General features: G+C 61.4%; 17 protein-coding genes. 11 read left to right on the plus strand and 6 right to left on the minus strand.

Features of this window, described 5'->3' with window-relative positions:
• Window positions 1-36 precede the first annotated feature (36 nt).
• Together cuyB and AC2ETI_RS19905 are read right to left on the minus strand one after the other, a co-directional pair.
• Window positions 37-813: a cysteate racemase gene (cuyB, locus tag AC2ETI_RS19900; RefSeq protein ID WP_232253260.1), complete on the minus strand. Its 777-nt coding sequence runs from the start codon at window positions 811-813 to the stop codon at window positions 37-39.
• A gap of 129 nt (window positions 814-942) precedes the next feature.
• Complete coding sequence (locus tag AC2ETI_RS19905; RefSeq protein ID WP_019745687.1) at window positions 943-1446, minus strand: PASTA domain-containing protein; 504 nt, start codon at window positions 1444-1446, stop codon at window positions 943-945.
• A gap of 130 nt (window positions 1447-1576) precedes the next feature.
• Here AC2ETI_RS19905 and AC2ETI_RS19910 point away from each other — a divergent pair, with 130 nt between their 5' ends.
• From AC2ETI_RS19910 to AC2ETI_RS19930, 5 genes are all read left to right on the plus strand, one after another.
• Entirely contained in the window at window positions 1577-2281 is a 705-nt protein-coding gene (locus AC2ETI_RS19910) for a type 1 glutamine amidotransferase (protein WP_029537140.1), read from the plus strand.
• Window positions 2282-2400: 119 nt separating this feature from the next.
• The gene (locus AC2ETI_RS19915; protein WP_019745686.1) at window positions 2401-3570 is read left to right on the plus strand and encodes a glycoside hydrolase family 183 protein; all 1170 of its coding nucleotides are present in this window, start codon (window positions 2401-2403) and stop codon (window positions 3568-3570) included.
• Between the two features lie 22 nt (window positions 3571-3592).
• A complete protein-coding gene (locus tag AC2ETI_RS19920; protein ID WP_019745685.1) occupies window positions 3593-4855 on the plus strand; it encodes a helix-turn-helix transcriptional regulator in 1263 nt (420 codons plus the stop codon).
• Window positions 4856-5003: 148 nt separating this feature from the next.
• Window positions 5004-6092 (plus strand): S-(hydroxymethyl)mycothiol dehydrogenase, encoded by a 1089-nt coding sequence (locus AC2ETI_RS19925; protein WP_003943254.1) that lies wholly within the window; start codon window positions 5004-5006, stop codon window positions 6090-6092.
• Window positions 6089-6715, plus strand: coding sequence for an MBL fold metallo-hydrolase (locus AC2ETI_RS19930; RefSeq protein WP_007730862.1), 627 nt, complete (start codon window positions 6089-6091; stop codon window positions 6713-6715). The genes AC2ETI_RS19925 and AC2ETI_RS19930 overlap by 4 nt, the downstream gene beginning before the upstream one ends.
• A gap of 48 nt (window positions 6716-6763) precedes the next feature.
• Here AC2ETI_RS19930 and AC2ETI_RS19935 read toward each other — a convergent pair whose 3' ends face one another.
• From AC2ETI_RS19935 to AC2ETI_RS19945, 3 genes are all read right to left on the minus strand, one after another.
• The gene (locus AC2ETI_RS19935) at window positions 6764-7720 is read right to left on the minus strand and encodes a phosphotransferase enzyme family protein (RefSeq protein ID WP_483634292.1); all 957 of its coding nucleotides are present in this window, start codon (window positions 7718-7720) and stop codon (window positions 6764-6766) included.
• Between the two features lie 34 nt (window positions 7721-7754).
• Complete coding sequence (locus tag AC2ETI_RS19940; RefSeq protein ID WP_483634293.1) at window positions 7755-8069, minus strand: hypothetical protein; 315 nt, start codon at window positions 8067-8069, stop codon at window positions 7755-7757.
• Between the two features lie 183 nt (window positions 8070-8252).
• Window positions 8253-8744 (minus strand): Lrp/AsnC family transcriptional regulator, encoded by a 492-nt coding sequence (locus AC2ETI_RS19945; protein WP_007730865.1) that lies wholly within the window; start codon window positions 8742-8744, stop codon window positions 8253-8255.
• A 137-nt stretch (window positions 8745-8881) separates the two neighbouring features.
• Here AC2ETI_RS19945 and kynB point away from each other — a divergent pair, with 137 nt between their 5' ends.
• The 3 genes from kynB to AC2ETI_RS19960 are packed head-to-tail and all read left to right on the plus strand — an operon-like array spanning window position 8882 to window position 12346.
• A complete protein-coding gene (kynB, locus tag AC2ETI_RS19950) occupies window positions 8882-9598 on the plus strand; it encodes an arylformamidase (RefSeq protein WP_483634294.1) in 717 nt (238 codons plus the stop codon).
• Window positions 9595-10860 carry a kynureninase gene (gene kynU / locus AC2ETI_RS19955; protein ID WP_133727232.1) on the plus strand — a complete coding sequence of 422 codons (1266 nt, stop codon included), beginning with the start codon at window positions 9595-9597 and terminating at the stop codon, window positions 10858-10860. Before kynB ends, kynU begins: the two co-directional genes overlap by 4 nt.
• 52 nt (window positions 10861-10912) lie before the next feature.
• A complete protein-coding gene (locus AC2ETI_RS19960) occupies window positions 10913-12346 on the plus strand; it encodes an amino acid permease (protein WP_483634295.1) in 1434 nt (477 codons plus the stop codon).
• A 13-nt stretch (window positions 12347-12359) separates the two neighbouring features.
• On the opposite strand, the gene AC2ETI_RS19965 is transcribed toward AC2ETI_RS19960, so the two are convergent.
• The gene (locus AC2ETI_RS19965; protein ID WP_069145454.1) at window positions 12360-13046 is read right to left on the minus strand and encodes a dienelactone hydrolase family protein; all 687 of its coding nucleotides are present in this window, start codon (window positions 13044-13046) and stop codon (window positions 12360-12362) included.
• A gap of 73 nt (window positions 13047-13119) precedes the next feature.
• Here AC2ETI_RS19965 and AC2ETI_RS19970 point away from each other — a divergent pair, with 73 nt between their 5' ends.
• The 3 genes from AC2ETI_RS19970 (at window position 13120) to AC2ETI_RS19980 (ending at window position 15997) form a co-directional block, all read left to right on the plus strand.
• The gene (locus tag AC2ETI_RS19970; RefSeq protein ID WP_483634296.1) at window positions 13120-14064 is read left to right on the plus strand and encodes a D-cysteine desulfhydrase family protein; all 945 of its coding nucleotides are present in this window, start codon (window positions 13120-13122) and stop codon (window positions 14062-14064) included.
• The gene (locus tag AC2ETI_RS19975) at window positions 14061-14918 is read left to right on the plus strand and encodes a helix-turn-helix transcriptional regulator (RefSeq protein WP_483634297.1); all 858 of its coding nucleotides are present in this window, start codon (window positions 14061-14063) and stop codon (window positions 14916-14918) included. The genes AC2ETI_RS19970 and AC2ETI_RS19975 overlap by 4 nt, the downstream gene beginning before the upstream one ends.
• Before the next feature lie 95 nt (window positions 14919-15013).
• Entirely contained in the window at window positions 15014-15997 is a 984-nt protein-coding gene (locus AC2ETI_RS19980; protein WP_483634298.1) for an ABC transporter substrate-binding protein, read from the plus strand.
• The last annotated feature ends 34 nt before the right edge of the window (window positions 15998-16031 follow it).

Genomic DNA, 16031 nt, shown 5'->3' on the forward strand with positions numbered 1-16031 from the left:
ACTGGATATCGTACTCTGCACGTTGCTTGTCGCAGGTCAGCCCAGGTCGGCCAACGACGCGTGTTTCCGGGCATCCGCAACGCGTAGGAGCAGCGCGCGGGCGAGAATTGTTGCCGGATCGATGATCTGACAGGTTGTGGCGTCGGCGGGCAGTCCGAGCGGAATCTCGGTGCATCCGGCCACGACGACCTGCGCGCCCGATTCGACGAGAAGATCAGCGGCCCTGACGAGTTTGTCGGTGGTCTCGTCTCCGACGTTGCCACTCTTGATTGCTCGGATCGCCGGCATCACCAGTTCGTCCTGGATCGCAGGTCCTGGCACCAGGACGTCAATCGAGTATTCCGACAGCCATTGTTGATACAACCCGGTGCGGACCGTCCCCGTGGTGGCCAACAGTCCGACGGATGTGACGGCGGGTGAGAGCGTCCGGATGTGCCGAGCAACTTCGTCGATCATGTGGACGACGGGAAGTCCCAGTTGGGATGAGATGGCGGGCAGGAAGGCGTGGGCGGTATTGCATGGGATGGCGAGCGTCGTTGCGCCCGACTCTCGGAGGACGCGCGCACCTCGGAGCAGCCAGGGGGTGGGGTCCGGGCCGTCCTCGGTGAGTGCCAATGTCCGGTCGGGAACCGTGGGATCGGCCCAGATGACAACTTTGGGGTGCTCCTGATCCGTCGAACCTGGCGTCAGGGCAACGAGTTTGGAGTAGAAGTCCGCAGTAGCGGCCGGCCCCATGCCTCCGAGTATTCCGATGACGGGTTCGCTCATGCCCGCCGGAGAGTTGGCGCGCTGCCGTATTCGTTGCACCTTCATGTTGCAATCCAACCTTTCGCATCCAATATATTGGATACTCGTAATGTTGACTACAGTGAAGGAGGTTGAAGGTAGTTGTCAAGTAGGGCGCGGCGTTCCCGGAATTGCGAAGTTCGAGATCTCGCTCGATCAGCAGGGGTTGGGTTCGCCGATCTTGACGGCTGAGAGCACGGCTTCAATTTCACCGAAAGGGCTTCCGGCAGAAGGTGTCTGATCGACAACAATCCAGTTGGAATCGACCAGTTGGCGTCGACCCGCGCCAGTTGCGTCAGCACTTCTGGAGAAGAAGACTCCGGCCGACTGAATGGTGTCCTGCGCGTCTTGAAGATTCATGCACACGACGTTGGGCATGATCGCAGGAGTTGCAGGGGGCGTCACTTCTGCGGTGACTGGGGTGGTGGCCAGTGGAGTATTCGTCGGACCGGCCACCGAGGTGGTCAATGGAGCCTGAGTCGTCGTGGGTTGAGTTGTCGAGGTTGCAGTGGTGGTCGCGGTGGATGTTGATTCGGCCTCGCTGTCGGTGCTTGTTCCTGAGCATGCGGCAAGTGACGCCAAGGCGAATGCGCTGAGTCCGATGCGAACGGCAGTTGAGGACGGGCGAATCGATGTCGAAAAGAGTTGTGGTGCGCGCACAGACGTTCCTTGTCGGTAAAGGGGCGATGAAAAGGGGAGATTCGAGTCAGAGCACATCCGACGCCGTCGATGTGCCTTATGTCGAATAGAACCATAGGCTTTCGGCACCGGATTCGAGAGGAATTGCCTAATGCATTTTCTGGAACTACGACACGCGCAGTGTGAACCCCCAGCGGCGTATTCGCCTGTCCTGGAGAGCTACGGAGATGTGCAGACCGTTCTTCTGGGAACCGACCCGCTTCCCGCCCATCGACGGTTCGACGCCGTGATCGTGATGGGCGGGCCGATGGGCGTCGGCGATCAGGGCGAGGTCGAGTGGTTGGCATCCGAGATCGAATACATTCGCGATCTGGTCGAGAACGACGTCCCGGTGTGGGGAGTGTGTCTGGGTTCGCAGTTGCTCGCCGCGGCGCTGGGTGCTCGCGTCTACACGGGCGCTGTGCCCGAAGTCGGAGTTGAGGAGATCACCTTGACTGTCGAGGGCCGGCAAGATCCCGTGTGGGGAGATCTGCCCTCCACATTTCCTGCAATGCAATGGCATTCGGATACCTTCGACATTCCGAACGGCGCGGTGCGGCTCGCTGGTTCTGCCAAGTATCCGAATCAACTCTTCCGATACAAGCAGAGTTACGCCGTTCAGTTTCACCTCGAAGCGTCCTCCGAGGTGGCGCGCGAATGGATGGAACTGGCCGAGTACCGCGACTCGCTGCATGCTTCACTGGGAGCGGACGGTCCGCGCATCTTCATGCATCAGTTGAGTGCTGCCGAGTCTCAGGGGCTCGAGATTGCCGCAGCGGTGATGGAGAAGTGGTTGAAATCGATCTCTGTTGAATAAGGCCGTTTTGTCCTGATTGACTGATTTACCTGTTACCTTGTGTTGTCGTGGGTGGATGAACCGATCCGGTCGAGCAAGACACCTCGTAGAGTCCGGATCTCCCCCGCGAAAGGGGAGCGATGCGCCGGATACGGAAGATATCGACAGCTGCAGTGACGTGTGTACTCGCGTCGACCGCGGTCTTGGGGGCGACCCAGGCTCATGCATCCCCGTGGGATTGCAACGTCACCGGCAGCTTGGATCAATCAGGTGGGCCGACCAATCCGATTCCCTGGCTCAACGGAACGGACGGGAAACTTCCGGAATTGCAGGGCCGCACCTCGGCGGTCGAGTACATCACCGGCGCGCTCAGCCCCAACCAAACCGTCGAGCGTTTCAACGTTCTCGGCACGGATCTCGGCATCATGTGGGACAACGGCGCAGGTCAGGTCCTGACAGCCTTCGGCGACACCGTCGGCATCGGATCTGACCCCCTGTGTTCCGGGGTGGTCGGTGACTGGCGCAGCAACGTCCTGTTCCGTAGCTCGGACGGAAATCTGTCCGACGGCATGAACATCGACTCCTCACCGACCGACCGGCCGAATCACTCACGCGAGATCATCGGAAGTCTGAAAGTCACCGGCGTCGAAACCAGCAGCATTCCGACGACGGGTATCTCGGTGGGTGGCGTTCAATACGTCAATTACATGTCGATTCGCTCGTGGGGAGGGTCGGGCGAGTGGGTCACCAACTTCTCGCAGATCGCGTCCTCGCACGACAACGGTGAGACCTGGCAGGTCGAACCGGCCTCGTCCCGGCCCAATCTGCCGTTGACGGGTAACGACAACTTCCAGATGGGTTCCTTTGTCAAAGACGGTGGTTACGTCTACAACTTCGGTACCCCCGCGGGACGTTTCGGCGAGGGGCGCCTCTCGCGGGTCAAGGAAGCCTCCATCGCGGACGTCGCGGCGTACGAATACTGGGACGGAAAAGCATGGGTCCCCAACAATCCCGCTGCCGCTGCAGTAGTTCTCGACGGGGATGTCAGCGAACTGTCGGTGCAGTACAACGACTATCTCGGCAAGTTCGTCGCGATGTACTCCAACGAGTGGGGAGCGCTGGTGCTGCGGACGGCGTCGGACCTGACCGGCCCGTGGAGTGCGCCCGACGTAGTGATCGGCACCGACGAGGTTCCGGGACTCTACGGCGCGTACATGCACCCCTGGTCACAGGGGCAGGACCTCTACTTTCTCGCCACCACCTGGTCCGACTACAACGTGATGCTCATGAAGACCACGCTGCACCAGTGAACCGGATGGTTATCGTTGAACGGTGAGCACCACCGACAATGCGCTACTGATCACCGCCCTTCGAGACGTGTTGGTGGGACCACTACCCGAAATCGGCCGACGATTTTCGACGTTGATCGCGGACATGGCGCCGCACACTTCCCTGGTGATCTTCACCCGTGAATGCACCGGTAGGCCGCGCAAGGTCGCCGGGGATCCAGCCGTCGTCGATCGTGTGACCATCGCCGAACTCGACCGTATCCGTACGGATCTCACTGTCGGACAGATCTTTCGGGGAAAATGCGCTGTCGCCGGCCGGGACCGTGAAGTGCTTGCGATGCTTGATCGAACCGATACGCTTCTCGTTTTGACACCGCACCCCGTACCGGTGAAGACAGCATCCCTCGAATTGATCCAGGCACTGTTCGCAGTGACTGCAACCGGAATTCAGCTCCAGGTCCGGAACGCGAGCCCGGCATATCTCGCCGAGTCACGGGCAGCGTCGTCGGAGCGTGCACGCACCGTGGCGGAGATGACGGAGGTGCATGCGGCCACCCTCGAGACGATGCTGGCGACGCTGCGCTCGGCGGATCTCGACGACACACGTGCGCGAACCTCGGCCAGGGAGACTGCGGCCTCGGCTCTGATCGGCCTGCGTTCAGCCGTCGACGTGCACCGCGAGTTGGCCGAAGAGTCGACCACCACGGCTTTTGCACGGATGCGTGGGGAATTGCGTTCGCTGCTCAAGCATCGGGAAATCGCGTTGGAGTTGGTGGAGCCACCCGTCGACGGGCGTGGGTTACCAGGTGAAGTGGCGCACGGCGCCCGCGCGGTCGTCCGCGGCGCGGTCTTGGCCTTGTCGGATCAGCAGATGCTCTCGCGTATCCGGGTGGCCTGGACGCTCGACGCGGCTTCACTCTCGATCGACATTCGCGACGACGGCGGCGGCGAAGCCGACGTGGTTGACGTTGAACGCCAATTGCGTTCGAGGGTAGAGACTTTGGGTGGAACCGTCGAATCCGAGTCGACGCCCGGGTGGGGGAACCGGATCAGCGCAACCATCCCGCTCGACGCCCCCGTCGCCCTACCGAACCGCGACGTCCTCACCGAACTGGCTCCGCGGGAGTTCGAGGTACTCGAGCATCTGGTGGCCGGACGGCGCAACAAGGCGATCTCGGAGCGCCTCGGCGTCAGCGAGAGCACAGTCAAGTTTCATGTTGCCGGGGTCCTGCGGAAATTGGGCGTCGAGAGTCGGGGTGCGGCGGCCGCTGCGGGCGCGGAGGCCGGCGTGAAGCCTGCACCCTAGTCCTTTCGGCCAGGTCGGTCAGTCAGTTCGACCAGGGTTGCGGGCACCTGCTTCGGGCTAACCTTTCAACGAGTGCACATATCGCAATGTGAAAACACGGCGCCATGTGACGACACGTCCTCAATCGCACGAAGCCAGGAGCAAAGCCATGCCACAGCAGGTACGCGGCGTCATCGCCCGATCCAAGGGTGCCCCCGTCGAAATCGTCCCCATCACGATTCCCGATCCCGGTGCCAACGAGGTAGTGGTCGCCATTGCAGCGTGCGGTGTGTGCCACACCGACCTGACCTACCGCGACGGCGGAATCAACGACGAGTACCCGTTCCTGCTCGGACACGAGGCGTCGGGCATCGTCGAGAGCGTCGGCCCCGGTGTCACTCACGTCGAGGTGGGCGACTTCGTCGTCCTCAACTGGCGTGCCGTGTGCGGGCAGTGTCGTGCGTGTAAGCGTGGCCGCCCGCAGTACTGCTTCGACACGTTCAACGCCGAGCAGAAGATGACGCTCGAAGACGGCACCGAACTGACGCCGGCACTCGGCATCGGCGCATTCGCAGACAAGACGCTGGTTCACGAAGGCCAGTGCACCAAGGTCGACGCCTCGGCCGATCCGGCCGTGGTCGGACTGCTCGGTTGCGGTGTCATGGCCGGCATGGGTGCCGCGATGAACACCGGCAACGTCGGACGCGGTGATTCAGTGGCCGTGATCGGGTGTGGCGGCGTCGGCGACGCAGCGATCATGGGTTCACGCCTGGCCGGTGCCAATACCATCATCGCCATCGACCGGGATCCGCGAAAGCTGGAGTGGGCCACGGAACTTGGTGCCACGCACACGATCAATGCCACCGAGGTCGACGACGTCGTCGAGGCAGTCCAGGAGCTGACCGGAGGTTTCGGTGCCGACGTGGTTGTCGACGCAGTCGGTCGCCCGGAGACCTGGAAGCAGGCGTTCTACGCCCGCGACCTCGCGGGAACTGTAGTGCTGGTGGGTGTTCCGACGCCGGACATGCAGCTGGAAATGCCGCTGGTGGACTTCTTCTCGCGCGGCGGAGCCCTCAAGTCGTCGTGGTACGGCGACTGCCTGCCCGAGCGTGACTTCCCCGTTCTGGTCGACCTGTACCAGCAGGGGCGTCTGCCGCTCGAGAAGTTCGTCAGCGAGCGCATCAAGCTCGACGAGGTCGAGAAGGCATTCGAGACGATGCACCGCGGCGAGGTCCTCCGTTCGGTGGTGGTCCTGTGACATTGCGAGTCGATCGCGTCGTCACCTCGGGCACGTTCAGCCTCGACGGCGGAACCTGGGACGTCGACAACAATATCTGGCTGATCGGTGACGACAACGAAGTGGTAATCGTCGACGCAGCTCACACCGCGCAGCCGATCATCGACGCTGTCGGCGGACGCAAGGTGATCGGAATCGTCTGCACCCACGGTCACAACGATCACGTCACGGTTGCGCCGGAGCTGGCCGAGAAGCTCGACGCTCCGATCTACCTGAACCCGGCCGACGATGTCCTCTGGGAGATGACTCACCCCGGGGTGAAGCATCTGAGCTTGGAAGATGATCAGCGTATTGCTGTGGCGGGCACGGACATTCTGGCCATCCATACACCCGGCCATTCCCCGGGGTCGACCTGCCTCTACCTGCCCGAGGCGGGGGAACTGTTCAGCGGTGACACCTTGTTCTCCGGTGGTCCCGGTGCTACCGGGCGGTCGTACTCCGACTTCCCGACCATCATCGGGTCCATTCGCGACAAGCTGTTCGCGCTCCCCGCCGAGACCAAGGTTCACACCGGTCACGGCGACGGCACGACGATCGGTACCGAGGCGCCGCATCTCGAAGAATGGATCCGCGCCGGATCCTGATGTGATCAGAAGCGAAGTGGGGACGACGGTACCGGCGTCCCCACTTTGTCACAACGCTGATGCCCAACCGGCGGTGTCGTTCTCACCCGGGATTGCCATCAGGCCGTGCCACAGTTCGAGGATCTCGAACCATTCTGTCTCGGATCGGCTGAGGGGACGTACAGATTCGTAGCCGGCGCGCAGGCTCTGCCGTACCGCGATCGGTGTCGGTCGCCAATCGGTGAACAGGGTGCCCAGATAGACGCTTGCCTTGGCCAGGTCGCTCACCCGGTGGTCGATCACCACGTCGTCGAAGTCGAGTACTCCGGTGGTCTGAGAGTTTCGAGTCAAGATGTTGGCTGCACGGAAGTCGTTGTGTACCAGTTGTGTTTGGTCATCGAGCTCGGGCACCCGCGCAAGGAGGTCCACGAGCCTACGCGTTGCCTCAGGCGCGAACCCGCGGTCGAAATTCTCGAGCCAACCACCGATGCGCTCCTTCAATCCGGTGCTGCGCGACGAGAAAACCGATCCGTCGACATGGGTGGCGCCGAGCGTTCGGTGTATTTCTGCCAGACATGCTCCTGCCGAACGGACCGCCGCGTGGTCCTGTACGTTCAACCAATCTCCCGCCAACTCCGGCAGTACGGTGAACGACACTGCGCACGAAGGCCCTTCCAGTGTTTCCCGGTCCAATCCGTTCAGGGACGTGATTGGCGACGGAACGGGCGCACCCTGCCCGGCGAGTGCGCTCAGCAGGCGCGTCGACGCCTCCAGGTTCGTGAAGCGCTCTGTGGCGCGCGACCACTTCACCACCAGCCCACCTCGGTCGCTCGCAACCCACACAATCGCGTTCTGGTCACTGATCGCCATTCGCGAGCACTCGAGGGCCGTCAATCCCCAAGTCTGCTCGAGTACCGCCGAGACCCAATGGGTGGCTGCGCCAAAGCTGTTGAATCCGAATCGCTCCTCCAGAGCGGCTTCCGGCTCCACCGACTCCCAGAGCATGGACAACCCGAGTGGCAACATGCTGTTCGACTCTAGTGGGATGAACACAGTCATCTCATGCGTCAGGAGCAGGTTTGCCCGATTGTGTAGCTGCGTTTTCGAGCATCTCGATTCGGTTGTTGAGCCGCTCGATCGTCATACGCACACTCCAGATGAGTTCGACGAGGCTTTCCTGCATGACGGGGATGCCCATGATGTCCGACAACTGGCGCCACAGCGCCATAGTCGACTTTCGATGGGAATCGTATGTGACTTGTAGCGCCGCCAACTGCACCTCTGCGGGTACTTGATCCTTGACATGCGAACCGAAGGGTGGGGGTACCTGGTCAACCCACGGCGACCATCGCGATTGGACTTCTGCCTCCGTCATCTTGGACAGTCTTTCCAGTATCTCGCGGCATGCGGCGGGTGAGGAGAACACCGTTTCGAGGCATCGGTGGTAGTCCGGGGGTTGCATTTGCTTGTGTTCCGACATTGATCAGCGCTCCGCGTACTCCGTCCGGAGACGAAGGTTAAGAGAGTACACCGAATCGGCCTTGGCGACAGCTGCAGTTCAGCCGCCTTGACTCAGTTCGCTGAAGATCAAGTTGGTCTGGGTATTGGCGATGGCCGGATCGTTGAGGTGCGCGCTGACGAAATCGCGAAGCCGAGTGGGGGATTCACACGACACGTGCACCAGGAGATCACGGTCCCCACTCATCAGGAACACTCGCTGAACGGAATCCAGTCCGCTCAGGTGCTCGGCAATTTCCGTCATCCGGCTCCTGGCGTGGGAGTGAATCAGAATCGATACCATCGCCGAGATCTCGAGGCCGAGTAGCTCGAGGTCTATGTCTGCATGAAACCCCTTGATAACGCCCGATTCGCGTAGAGCGCGCATCCGCGCCAGAGCGGTCGACGGCGCTATCCCGACCTTCTCGGCGAGTGCATTGTTGGGGATGCGTGCATCCCGGACGAGTTCGCGGAGAATCGCCGTATCGACGTCGTCGAGCCGAACATGATTCGGCCGAGCTGCGGCAGCTGCCCGTTCGATCGCATTTATCATCCGATTTCTCCCTGCCGTCGCGAAAATATTCAGCATCTATTGACCGCGCCCGTCGATGATCCTAGCTTTTGCCAAACACATCGAATTATCAAACGGTCGAGATCGACACAGTCGACTGTTGCGACGAAGGGGTCCGGATGGTTCCGAGGATCGGCCGACACACGGGCGATTCGGGGGCGCGGTTGATCGACATCAGCCCGCCGATCTCCGAATCGACGCCCGTGTGGCCAGGTGATACCGCTTTCACCCGAGCTGTCACGTCAGACCTCGGCGGCAGTGACGCCGTCACCATCAACCGAATCACCACCACTCCTCATATCGGTGCTCACGCCGATGCGCCGGCGCACACCCGCATCGACGGTGCGCCCATCGGTTCTGTTCCCCTCGAGCCCTATCTCGGCGAAGCACTGGTGGTCGACATGACGGGGGTCGACGGTGCCGCATGCATCAGGCCCGTCGAAGAGACGGTGGAGCGACTCGGCGGCCATCTGCCGCAACGGCTGATTCTGAGGACCTACCCGAAGTACCCGAGCGAGTGGGACAACGACTTCGCCGGCGTTTCTCCGGACCTGACTCACTGGTTCGCCGACCGCGGGGGCGTTCTGATCGGAATCGACGGCGCCTCGTTCGATCCGATGGACAGCAAGACCATGGACGGGCACCACGCGGCAAGCGATCGTGGCGTCGCGATCCTCGAAGGACTGTGCCTCGACGAGGTCGACGAAGGCTACTACGAGTTGATCGCACTGCCGCTGAAGTTCCTCGACCTCGATGCCAGCCCGGTACGCGCCGTGCTCCGGACTCTGCCTTCATCACTTTCAACGCCGACACATGCAGGAGAAGAATCGTCATGACATCGACAACCACCCTTTCGTTGGAAGACTGCGTCAAGGCCGACGCAGTGGATCCCCTGAGGGAGTTCCGCCGCGAGTTCGCGATTCCGGAGGGCGTTCTCTACTTCGACGGAAACTCTCTCGGCGCGCGTCCCATTGCCGCACAGGAATGCGCCGCGAGAGTGATCGGCGACGAGTGGGGCAACGGCTTGGTTCGCAGTTGGAACGAGGCTGGATGGTTCGACCTCCCGGTCCGCCTCGGTGACAAACTTGCCCCGTTGCTGGGAGCAGGTGAAGGCGAAGTGGTAGTGACGGATTCGACGTCGATCAACCTGTTCAAGGCATTGGCCTCCGCACTGTCCATCGCGGCTGCTCAGGATCCCAGCCGGAAGGTGATCGTCTCCGAGCGCGACAATTTCCCCACTGACCTCTACATTGCGGAGGGCATCATCTCGCTGCTCGATCAGGGATACGAACTACGCCTGATCGACCAACCGGGCGACCTCACCGAAGCAGTAGGACCAGACACCGCCGTAGTGATGTTGTCGCACGTCAACTACCGCACCGGAAACCTGTATGCGATGACGGAAGTCACTGCAGCAGTGCAGGAACGTGGCGCCCTCATGATCTGGGATCTCGCACACTCGGCCGGCGCCGTCACTGTCGATCTGAGCGGCGCCGACGCCGACTTCGCGGTCGGGTGTACGTACAAGTACCTCAATGGTGGTCCGGGTTCACCTGCATTCATCTGGGTCAACCGTCGCCATCAGAACACCGGAATCCAGCCGCTGTCCGGGTGGTGGGGGCACGCGCGACCGTTCGCGATGGAGTCGGCCTACGAACCGGGCGCAGGAATACGACGGTTTCTGAGTGGTACTCAACCAATCACGTCGTTGTCACTCGTCGAGTGTGGTCTCGACGTCATGCTCAAAGCTGACATGGCCGACATCCGGAGCAAGTCGCTCGCACTGGCCGATCTCTTCATCAACCTCGTCGAGGAGCGTTGCGCTGCCTACGGTTTGGAGTTGATCACGCCGCGCGAGCACGAGCGTCGTGGCTCGCACGTGAGTTTTGTTCATCCCGAGGGCTATTCCATCATGAAGGCTCTCATCGCGCGGGGCGTCATCGGCGACTACCGCGAACCAGGAGTGCTGAGGTTCGGTATCACTCCGCTCTATCTCGGATACGCCGACGTGTGGAACGCCGTCGACGTGTTGCGAGACATCCTCGAGAACAAGTCCTGGGATCGCCCCGAATTTCGCGAGCGCGACGCAGTCACCTGATTCTTCCAAGTTTCCGCGGACCGGGAGGTACCGCCTTTCGCAAGGAGCTTTCATGAGTGATTTCAAAAACATTCAGCAGCGAGAATCAGGTCTCAAACGCGAACTCGGCCCCAAGCAGATGAGCATGATCGCGCTCGGCGGTGCAATCGGCACTGGACTCTTCCTCGGCAGTAAGTTCGCCATCGGATTTGCCGGCCCGAGCGTCATCATCAGTTACGCGATCGGCGGGTTGATCGCCCTGCTGCTGATGGGTGCCCTCGCCGAAATGACCGTCGCACATGCGACATCAGGTTCGTTCGGTGCGTACGCAGAGTTCTACGTCGGACCGTTGATCGGCTTCCTCGTTCGCTATCTCTACTGGTCATGCATCGTCCTCGCGGTCGGGACCGAGGTCACCGCGATCGGTGAATACATGCAGTTCTGGTTCGCCGACGTACCGTCGTGGCTGTGGATCGTGTTGTTCTCCGGAGTGCTGATCGGCGTGAACATGTTCAACGTCAAGGCCTTCGGAACGATGGAGTACTGGTTCTCGACGATCAAGGTCTTCGCGATCGTGGCGTTCATCGTGATGGCAGCGTACGTCGTGTTCGGTAGCGGGAACCCGGACTACGGATTTCACAATTACACGGCGGGTGGCGGATTCTTTCCGAATGGTTTGTCCGGCATGTGGTTTGCCGTGATCGTATCGATCTTCAGCTACTTGAGCATCGAGATGATCGCCATTGCGGCCGGTGAGGCGGAGAACCCGGCGGTAGCGGTGAAGAAGGCGTTCCGTGTGACGATCGTCCGGCTGTTCGTCTTCTACATCGCAACCCTTGCTTTGATTCTGGCAATTGCTCCGATGGACAAGATCTTGAGTGGCGGAAGCCCTTTCGTCACGGTGATGCAGGTTGTGAAGATTCCGGGCGCAGACAGTGTGCTGAACTTCGTGGTGATCATTGCCGCGCTGTCCGCGATGAACAGTCAGTTGTACGTGTCTTCGCGAATGATGTTCTCGCTCTCCCGTGCTGGTGACGCGCCGGCCATTCTCGGCAGGGTCAGGGCCAACGGCTCACCGGTCAACGCTCTGTTACTGTCGACGTCGGGTATCGCCGTCGCCACAATCGTCTACGTGCTTTTTCCCGAGCAGGCATTCACGTTGATGATCTCGTTGTCGATGTTCGGAGCGATGGCGACGTGGCTGCTGATCTTCGTGACGCACTGGTTCTTTCGCAAGCGGATGAAGGAGGACGGAACCAAACTTTCCTTTACGATTCCGTTCTTTCCGGTGGGAACAATCCTCGGCGGAGTCCTCATGGTCGCGATTCTGATCACCACGTGGTGGGTCGACGATTTCAAGATGACGCTGGTGTTCGGAGTTCCGTTTGTTCTTGCCGTGATCGGCATCTACTACTTCACCCGATCACGTCGGGCGCAGAGTCGAGCGGTAACGGCTGAACAGGTTCAGGACGAGATCACCGGCACGGTGGTCAAGCGGGTGCCCTGACTCGCATTGGGAATCACAGGGTTTCGGCGAAGAACTCCATAGTGCGGGTCCACGCGAGGGCAGCAGAATCCGGGGCGTAGTGGCTGGTCGAAGTGTCGTTGTTGAACGCGTGGCCGGCGTCGGCATAGCGGTACACCCGGGCGAGATCGGACGCGGTTGCGCGCAATTGCTCGACGCTCTCCGGCGGGATACTCGGATCGAGGTCGCCGTAGTGACCGAGCCACGGGACCTGCAGTTGCGCTGCAAGTTCGGTGCCTGCCGCGATTCCGTCCCATCGGGCCTCGGCGACACCGCCGCCGTAGTACGTGACAGCGGAATCGACGAGGGGTACCGCGGCACACCACAGTGACGCGGTGCCGCCCATGCAGAATCCGAGGGAGCCGACTCTGTCTGCTCCCTCGGATCGGCTGTAGTCGACGGCGGCACGTACGTCGTGGCCGATGCTTGTGCTGTCGAGTGCCATGAGCGCATCCTTCGCGGACGGGAAGTCGGTGAAGGAGGTCTGTGCGCCGCGGTGGTAGAGATGCGGGGCGACGGCAAGGTAGCCGGCGTCGGCGAGGCGTTCGAGGATGCTCTCGATGTGTTGGTTCACGCCCCACGCTTCTTGGAGAACTACTACCGCATGTCTCGGTTCACTCGGCGAATCCGGTCGGCTGACGGTCAGCGGTACGTCACGTGTGGTCGTCGTGAAAGTTCCCATGTCCCGACTGTATGCGAGTACGGACTGTATTCGAGTACGGACTGTGGGTGCCCGGTCGAACTAGACTCGTCGAATGTTCAGTTCCGACGTTCCGCCGATCAGCCTGGGCAGTTGGCCGACGCCCGTCGAACCTGTGGCGCGTTGCGCGCAGGCACTCGGATTGGGGCCGGAAGATCTGTGGATCAAACGTGACGACGTCACCGGCCTGGGCGGCGTCGGCAACAAGATCAGAAAGCTGCAGTACACCTGCGCTCAGGCTTTGGCCGTCGGCGCGACGACTTTGATCACTACCGGTGCACCGCAAAGCAATCACGCTCGGTTGACTGCATCCGCAGCAGCCCGTTTGGGATTGCGTTGTGTGCTGGTGCTCGGTGGTGCCGAGCCGGAATCCGCGCAGGGAAATCTCGTTCTGGATGCACTCGCGGGCGCTGAGATCGTCTGGGCCGGTGGGGACACGGCATCCGCGGTCGACGCCGCGGTGCAGGCCGTCGCTGACTCGGGCGGAGTTCCTTTTGTCATTCCCTTCGGTGGTTCCAGCGCGGTGGCCGCGCAGGGTTACGTCGACTGCGCACGCGAGATCGAGCAGCAACTCCCCGGAGTGGAACGCGTCGTGGTTGCACTCGGATCGGGCGGAACGATGGCTGGACTTGTCGCGCATCTGGGCGTCGACAGAGTTGTCGGCGTCGATGTCGGGGCTGTTGCCGATCCAGTGTCGACCCTCGCTGGGTTATTGGACGAGATGCCTGGTCCGACCGTGCGAGCCGCGGATCTTCAGATCCTGCGAAACCAAGTTGGACAAGGATATTCGACGCTCACGGAAGCATCAGCCGGCGCGATCCGATGTTTGGCTCGTACGGAGGGCATCTTCCTCGACCCGACGTACACCGGCCGAGCCTTTGCGGGATTGATCCAACTCGTGAAGGACAAAGCCATCACGGCGGGATCAAAAACGGTCTTCCTGCACACCGGTGGGTTACCTGGCCTGTTCGGACATCCCGAACTGTCGACGCTGCGGTGAGCGAGCAGATCGACTACCCGCTCAGCAGCCCGCTCGACGAGCTGTCCGAGTGGCAACGCGTCGTGCGACCGCTGCGCGTCAGTGCCGACGGGTATCTGCGTTTGGCGACCAATCGGCTGTCAGTCGACTCCGACTACACGTGGGAGATGCACCGCCACAGCGATCACGAATTGCTGTGGGCGATCGACGGTGTTCTCGAGGTCCGTACTCCGGAGACTGTGTACACGGTGCCGAGCGGGGTCAGTCTGTGGATCCCGTCCTATGTTCCCCACGAGGTGACGGCGCGCAGCGGCACAGAATTGTCGTGCACGTGGTTGGTGGCATCCGATGTGACCGGGTTGGATCGTGTGGTGGCCTTGTCCACCCCTCCGCTGCTCGAACAAGTACTCGATCACCTCACCCGAGACGACTTGACCGACGCGGCTCGTCGACGAGCCGAGGCGTTTGCCATCGACCTCGTCGAACCCGTTCCGCGACTGATTTTCGATGTGCCGCTGCCGACGACGCTGTGGCTTCGGCAGATCGCAGATCAGTTGGTTGCCAGCCCGGCCGACACCCGATCGGTCGAGGAGTGGGCCACCGACGCGAAGGTCAGTACGAGGACCCTCACACGAAGGTTTCCGGCCGAAACCGGATTGACCTTCTCGGAATGGCGTATGCGACTGCGGGCTCATCATGCGATGCAACTTCTGGCACTTGGTCGAAGCATCTCGTTTGTATCGAGGAAGACGGGTTTCCGTTCCGAAAGCGCGTTCGGTGCGGCTTTTCGTCGAACGATGGGTGTGACCCCGGGGGAGTTCGCAAGCCTGATCGATCATCCGCGCGCGCCAATGACCGATTTGCTACAGGACTAGTCCGAACAGCGACTCAAAGCGCCTCGATCGGACTTGTGTCGTGCCACAGAATGAACTTAGGGTTGGCTAAACAATCGCCTCTGTAGGAGTTCTGCGTGCGCGCAATTCGATCATTTTCTTTCGGTTCCAGAGTCATCGCAGTGGCGGCAGCTGCCGTTGTCGGTGCGATGGTGGTGACTGGCTGTTCCTCGTCATCGGCCGACTCCGAGCCGACGGACGTCCGGACCGTTGCCTCGGCATACGGGGACATCGAGGTTCCCGCCTCGCCGGAGCGCGTCGTCGCCGCGTCGTACGACACTCCCTGGCAGCTCATGTCCCTCGGAGTGAAACCGGCTGCTGTGCAGGACTACGGCAAGTGGATCAGTGAATTCACGCCCGAGCAGCAGGCCTTCGTCGACGGGCTCCCGACCATCGGGCCCTACGGGGAAATGAACTTCGAAGCGATCGCTGCGGCAGATCCCGACATCATCGTCGGCGACGCCGACGAGGTGGACCAAGCGGCGTTCGACCGTCTGTCTGGCATTGCGCCCACTGTCATCGTCAAGGGCGAGAGTCGAGGTGACTGGAAGACGATCACCACGGAGATCGCCGAGGCGATCGGCAAGACGGACGTGCTCGAGTCGACGCGCACTGCTTACGAAGAGAATCTCGAACGTGTTCGTGGCGAGTACGCGGACGTGATCGCGAACAACAAGTGGATTCACATTTCGCTCGGAGACGCACCCGGCGCTTTCTCGGTTCAGCAGCCCACTGGTGCGATCGGCAATTTGGTCGTCAACGAACTCGGATTGGCGTACGGGCCCGGTGTTCCGACCAATTACACCGCTGCCGGATACGAGTCCTACCCGATGGAGCAGTTGGCCGACATCATGAACGGTGTGACGGTCGTGCTGTATCCCCTGAATGCGGACGGATCGACCAATGCGGCGGTTCAAGCGGTCCTCGACGACAACCTCTTCACGAGGCTGCCGGCGGCGCAGGCTGGCCACGTCTTCGGATTGCAGTCGAGTGTCACAGACTTCGTGACCGCGAACGGTTGGCTGAACGAAGTGAAAACGAAGGTGTTTGCAACGCTCTGACGCTTGCTCACCTTTTCACTGCGTGCCCGCAACT

Source organism: Rhodococcus sp. MurmanLake-1, from assembly GCF_056945715.1.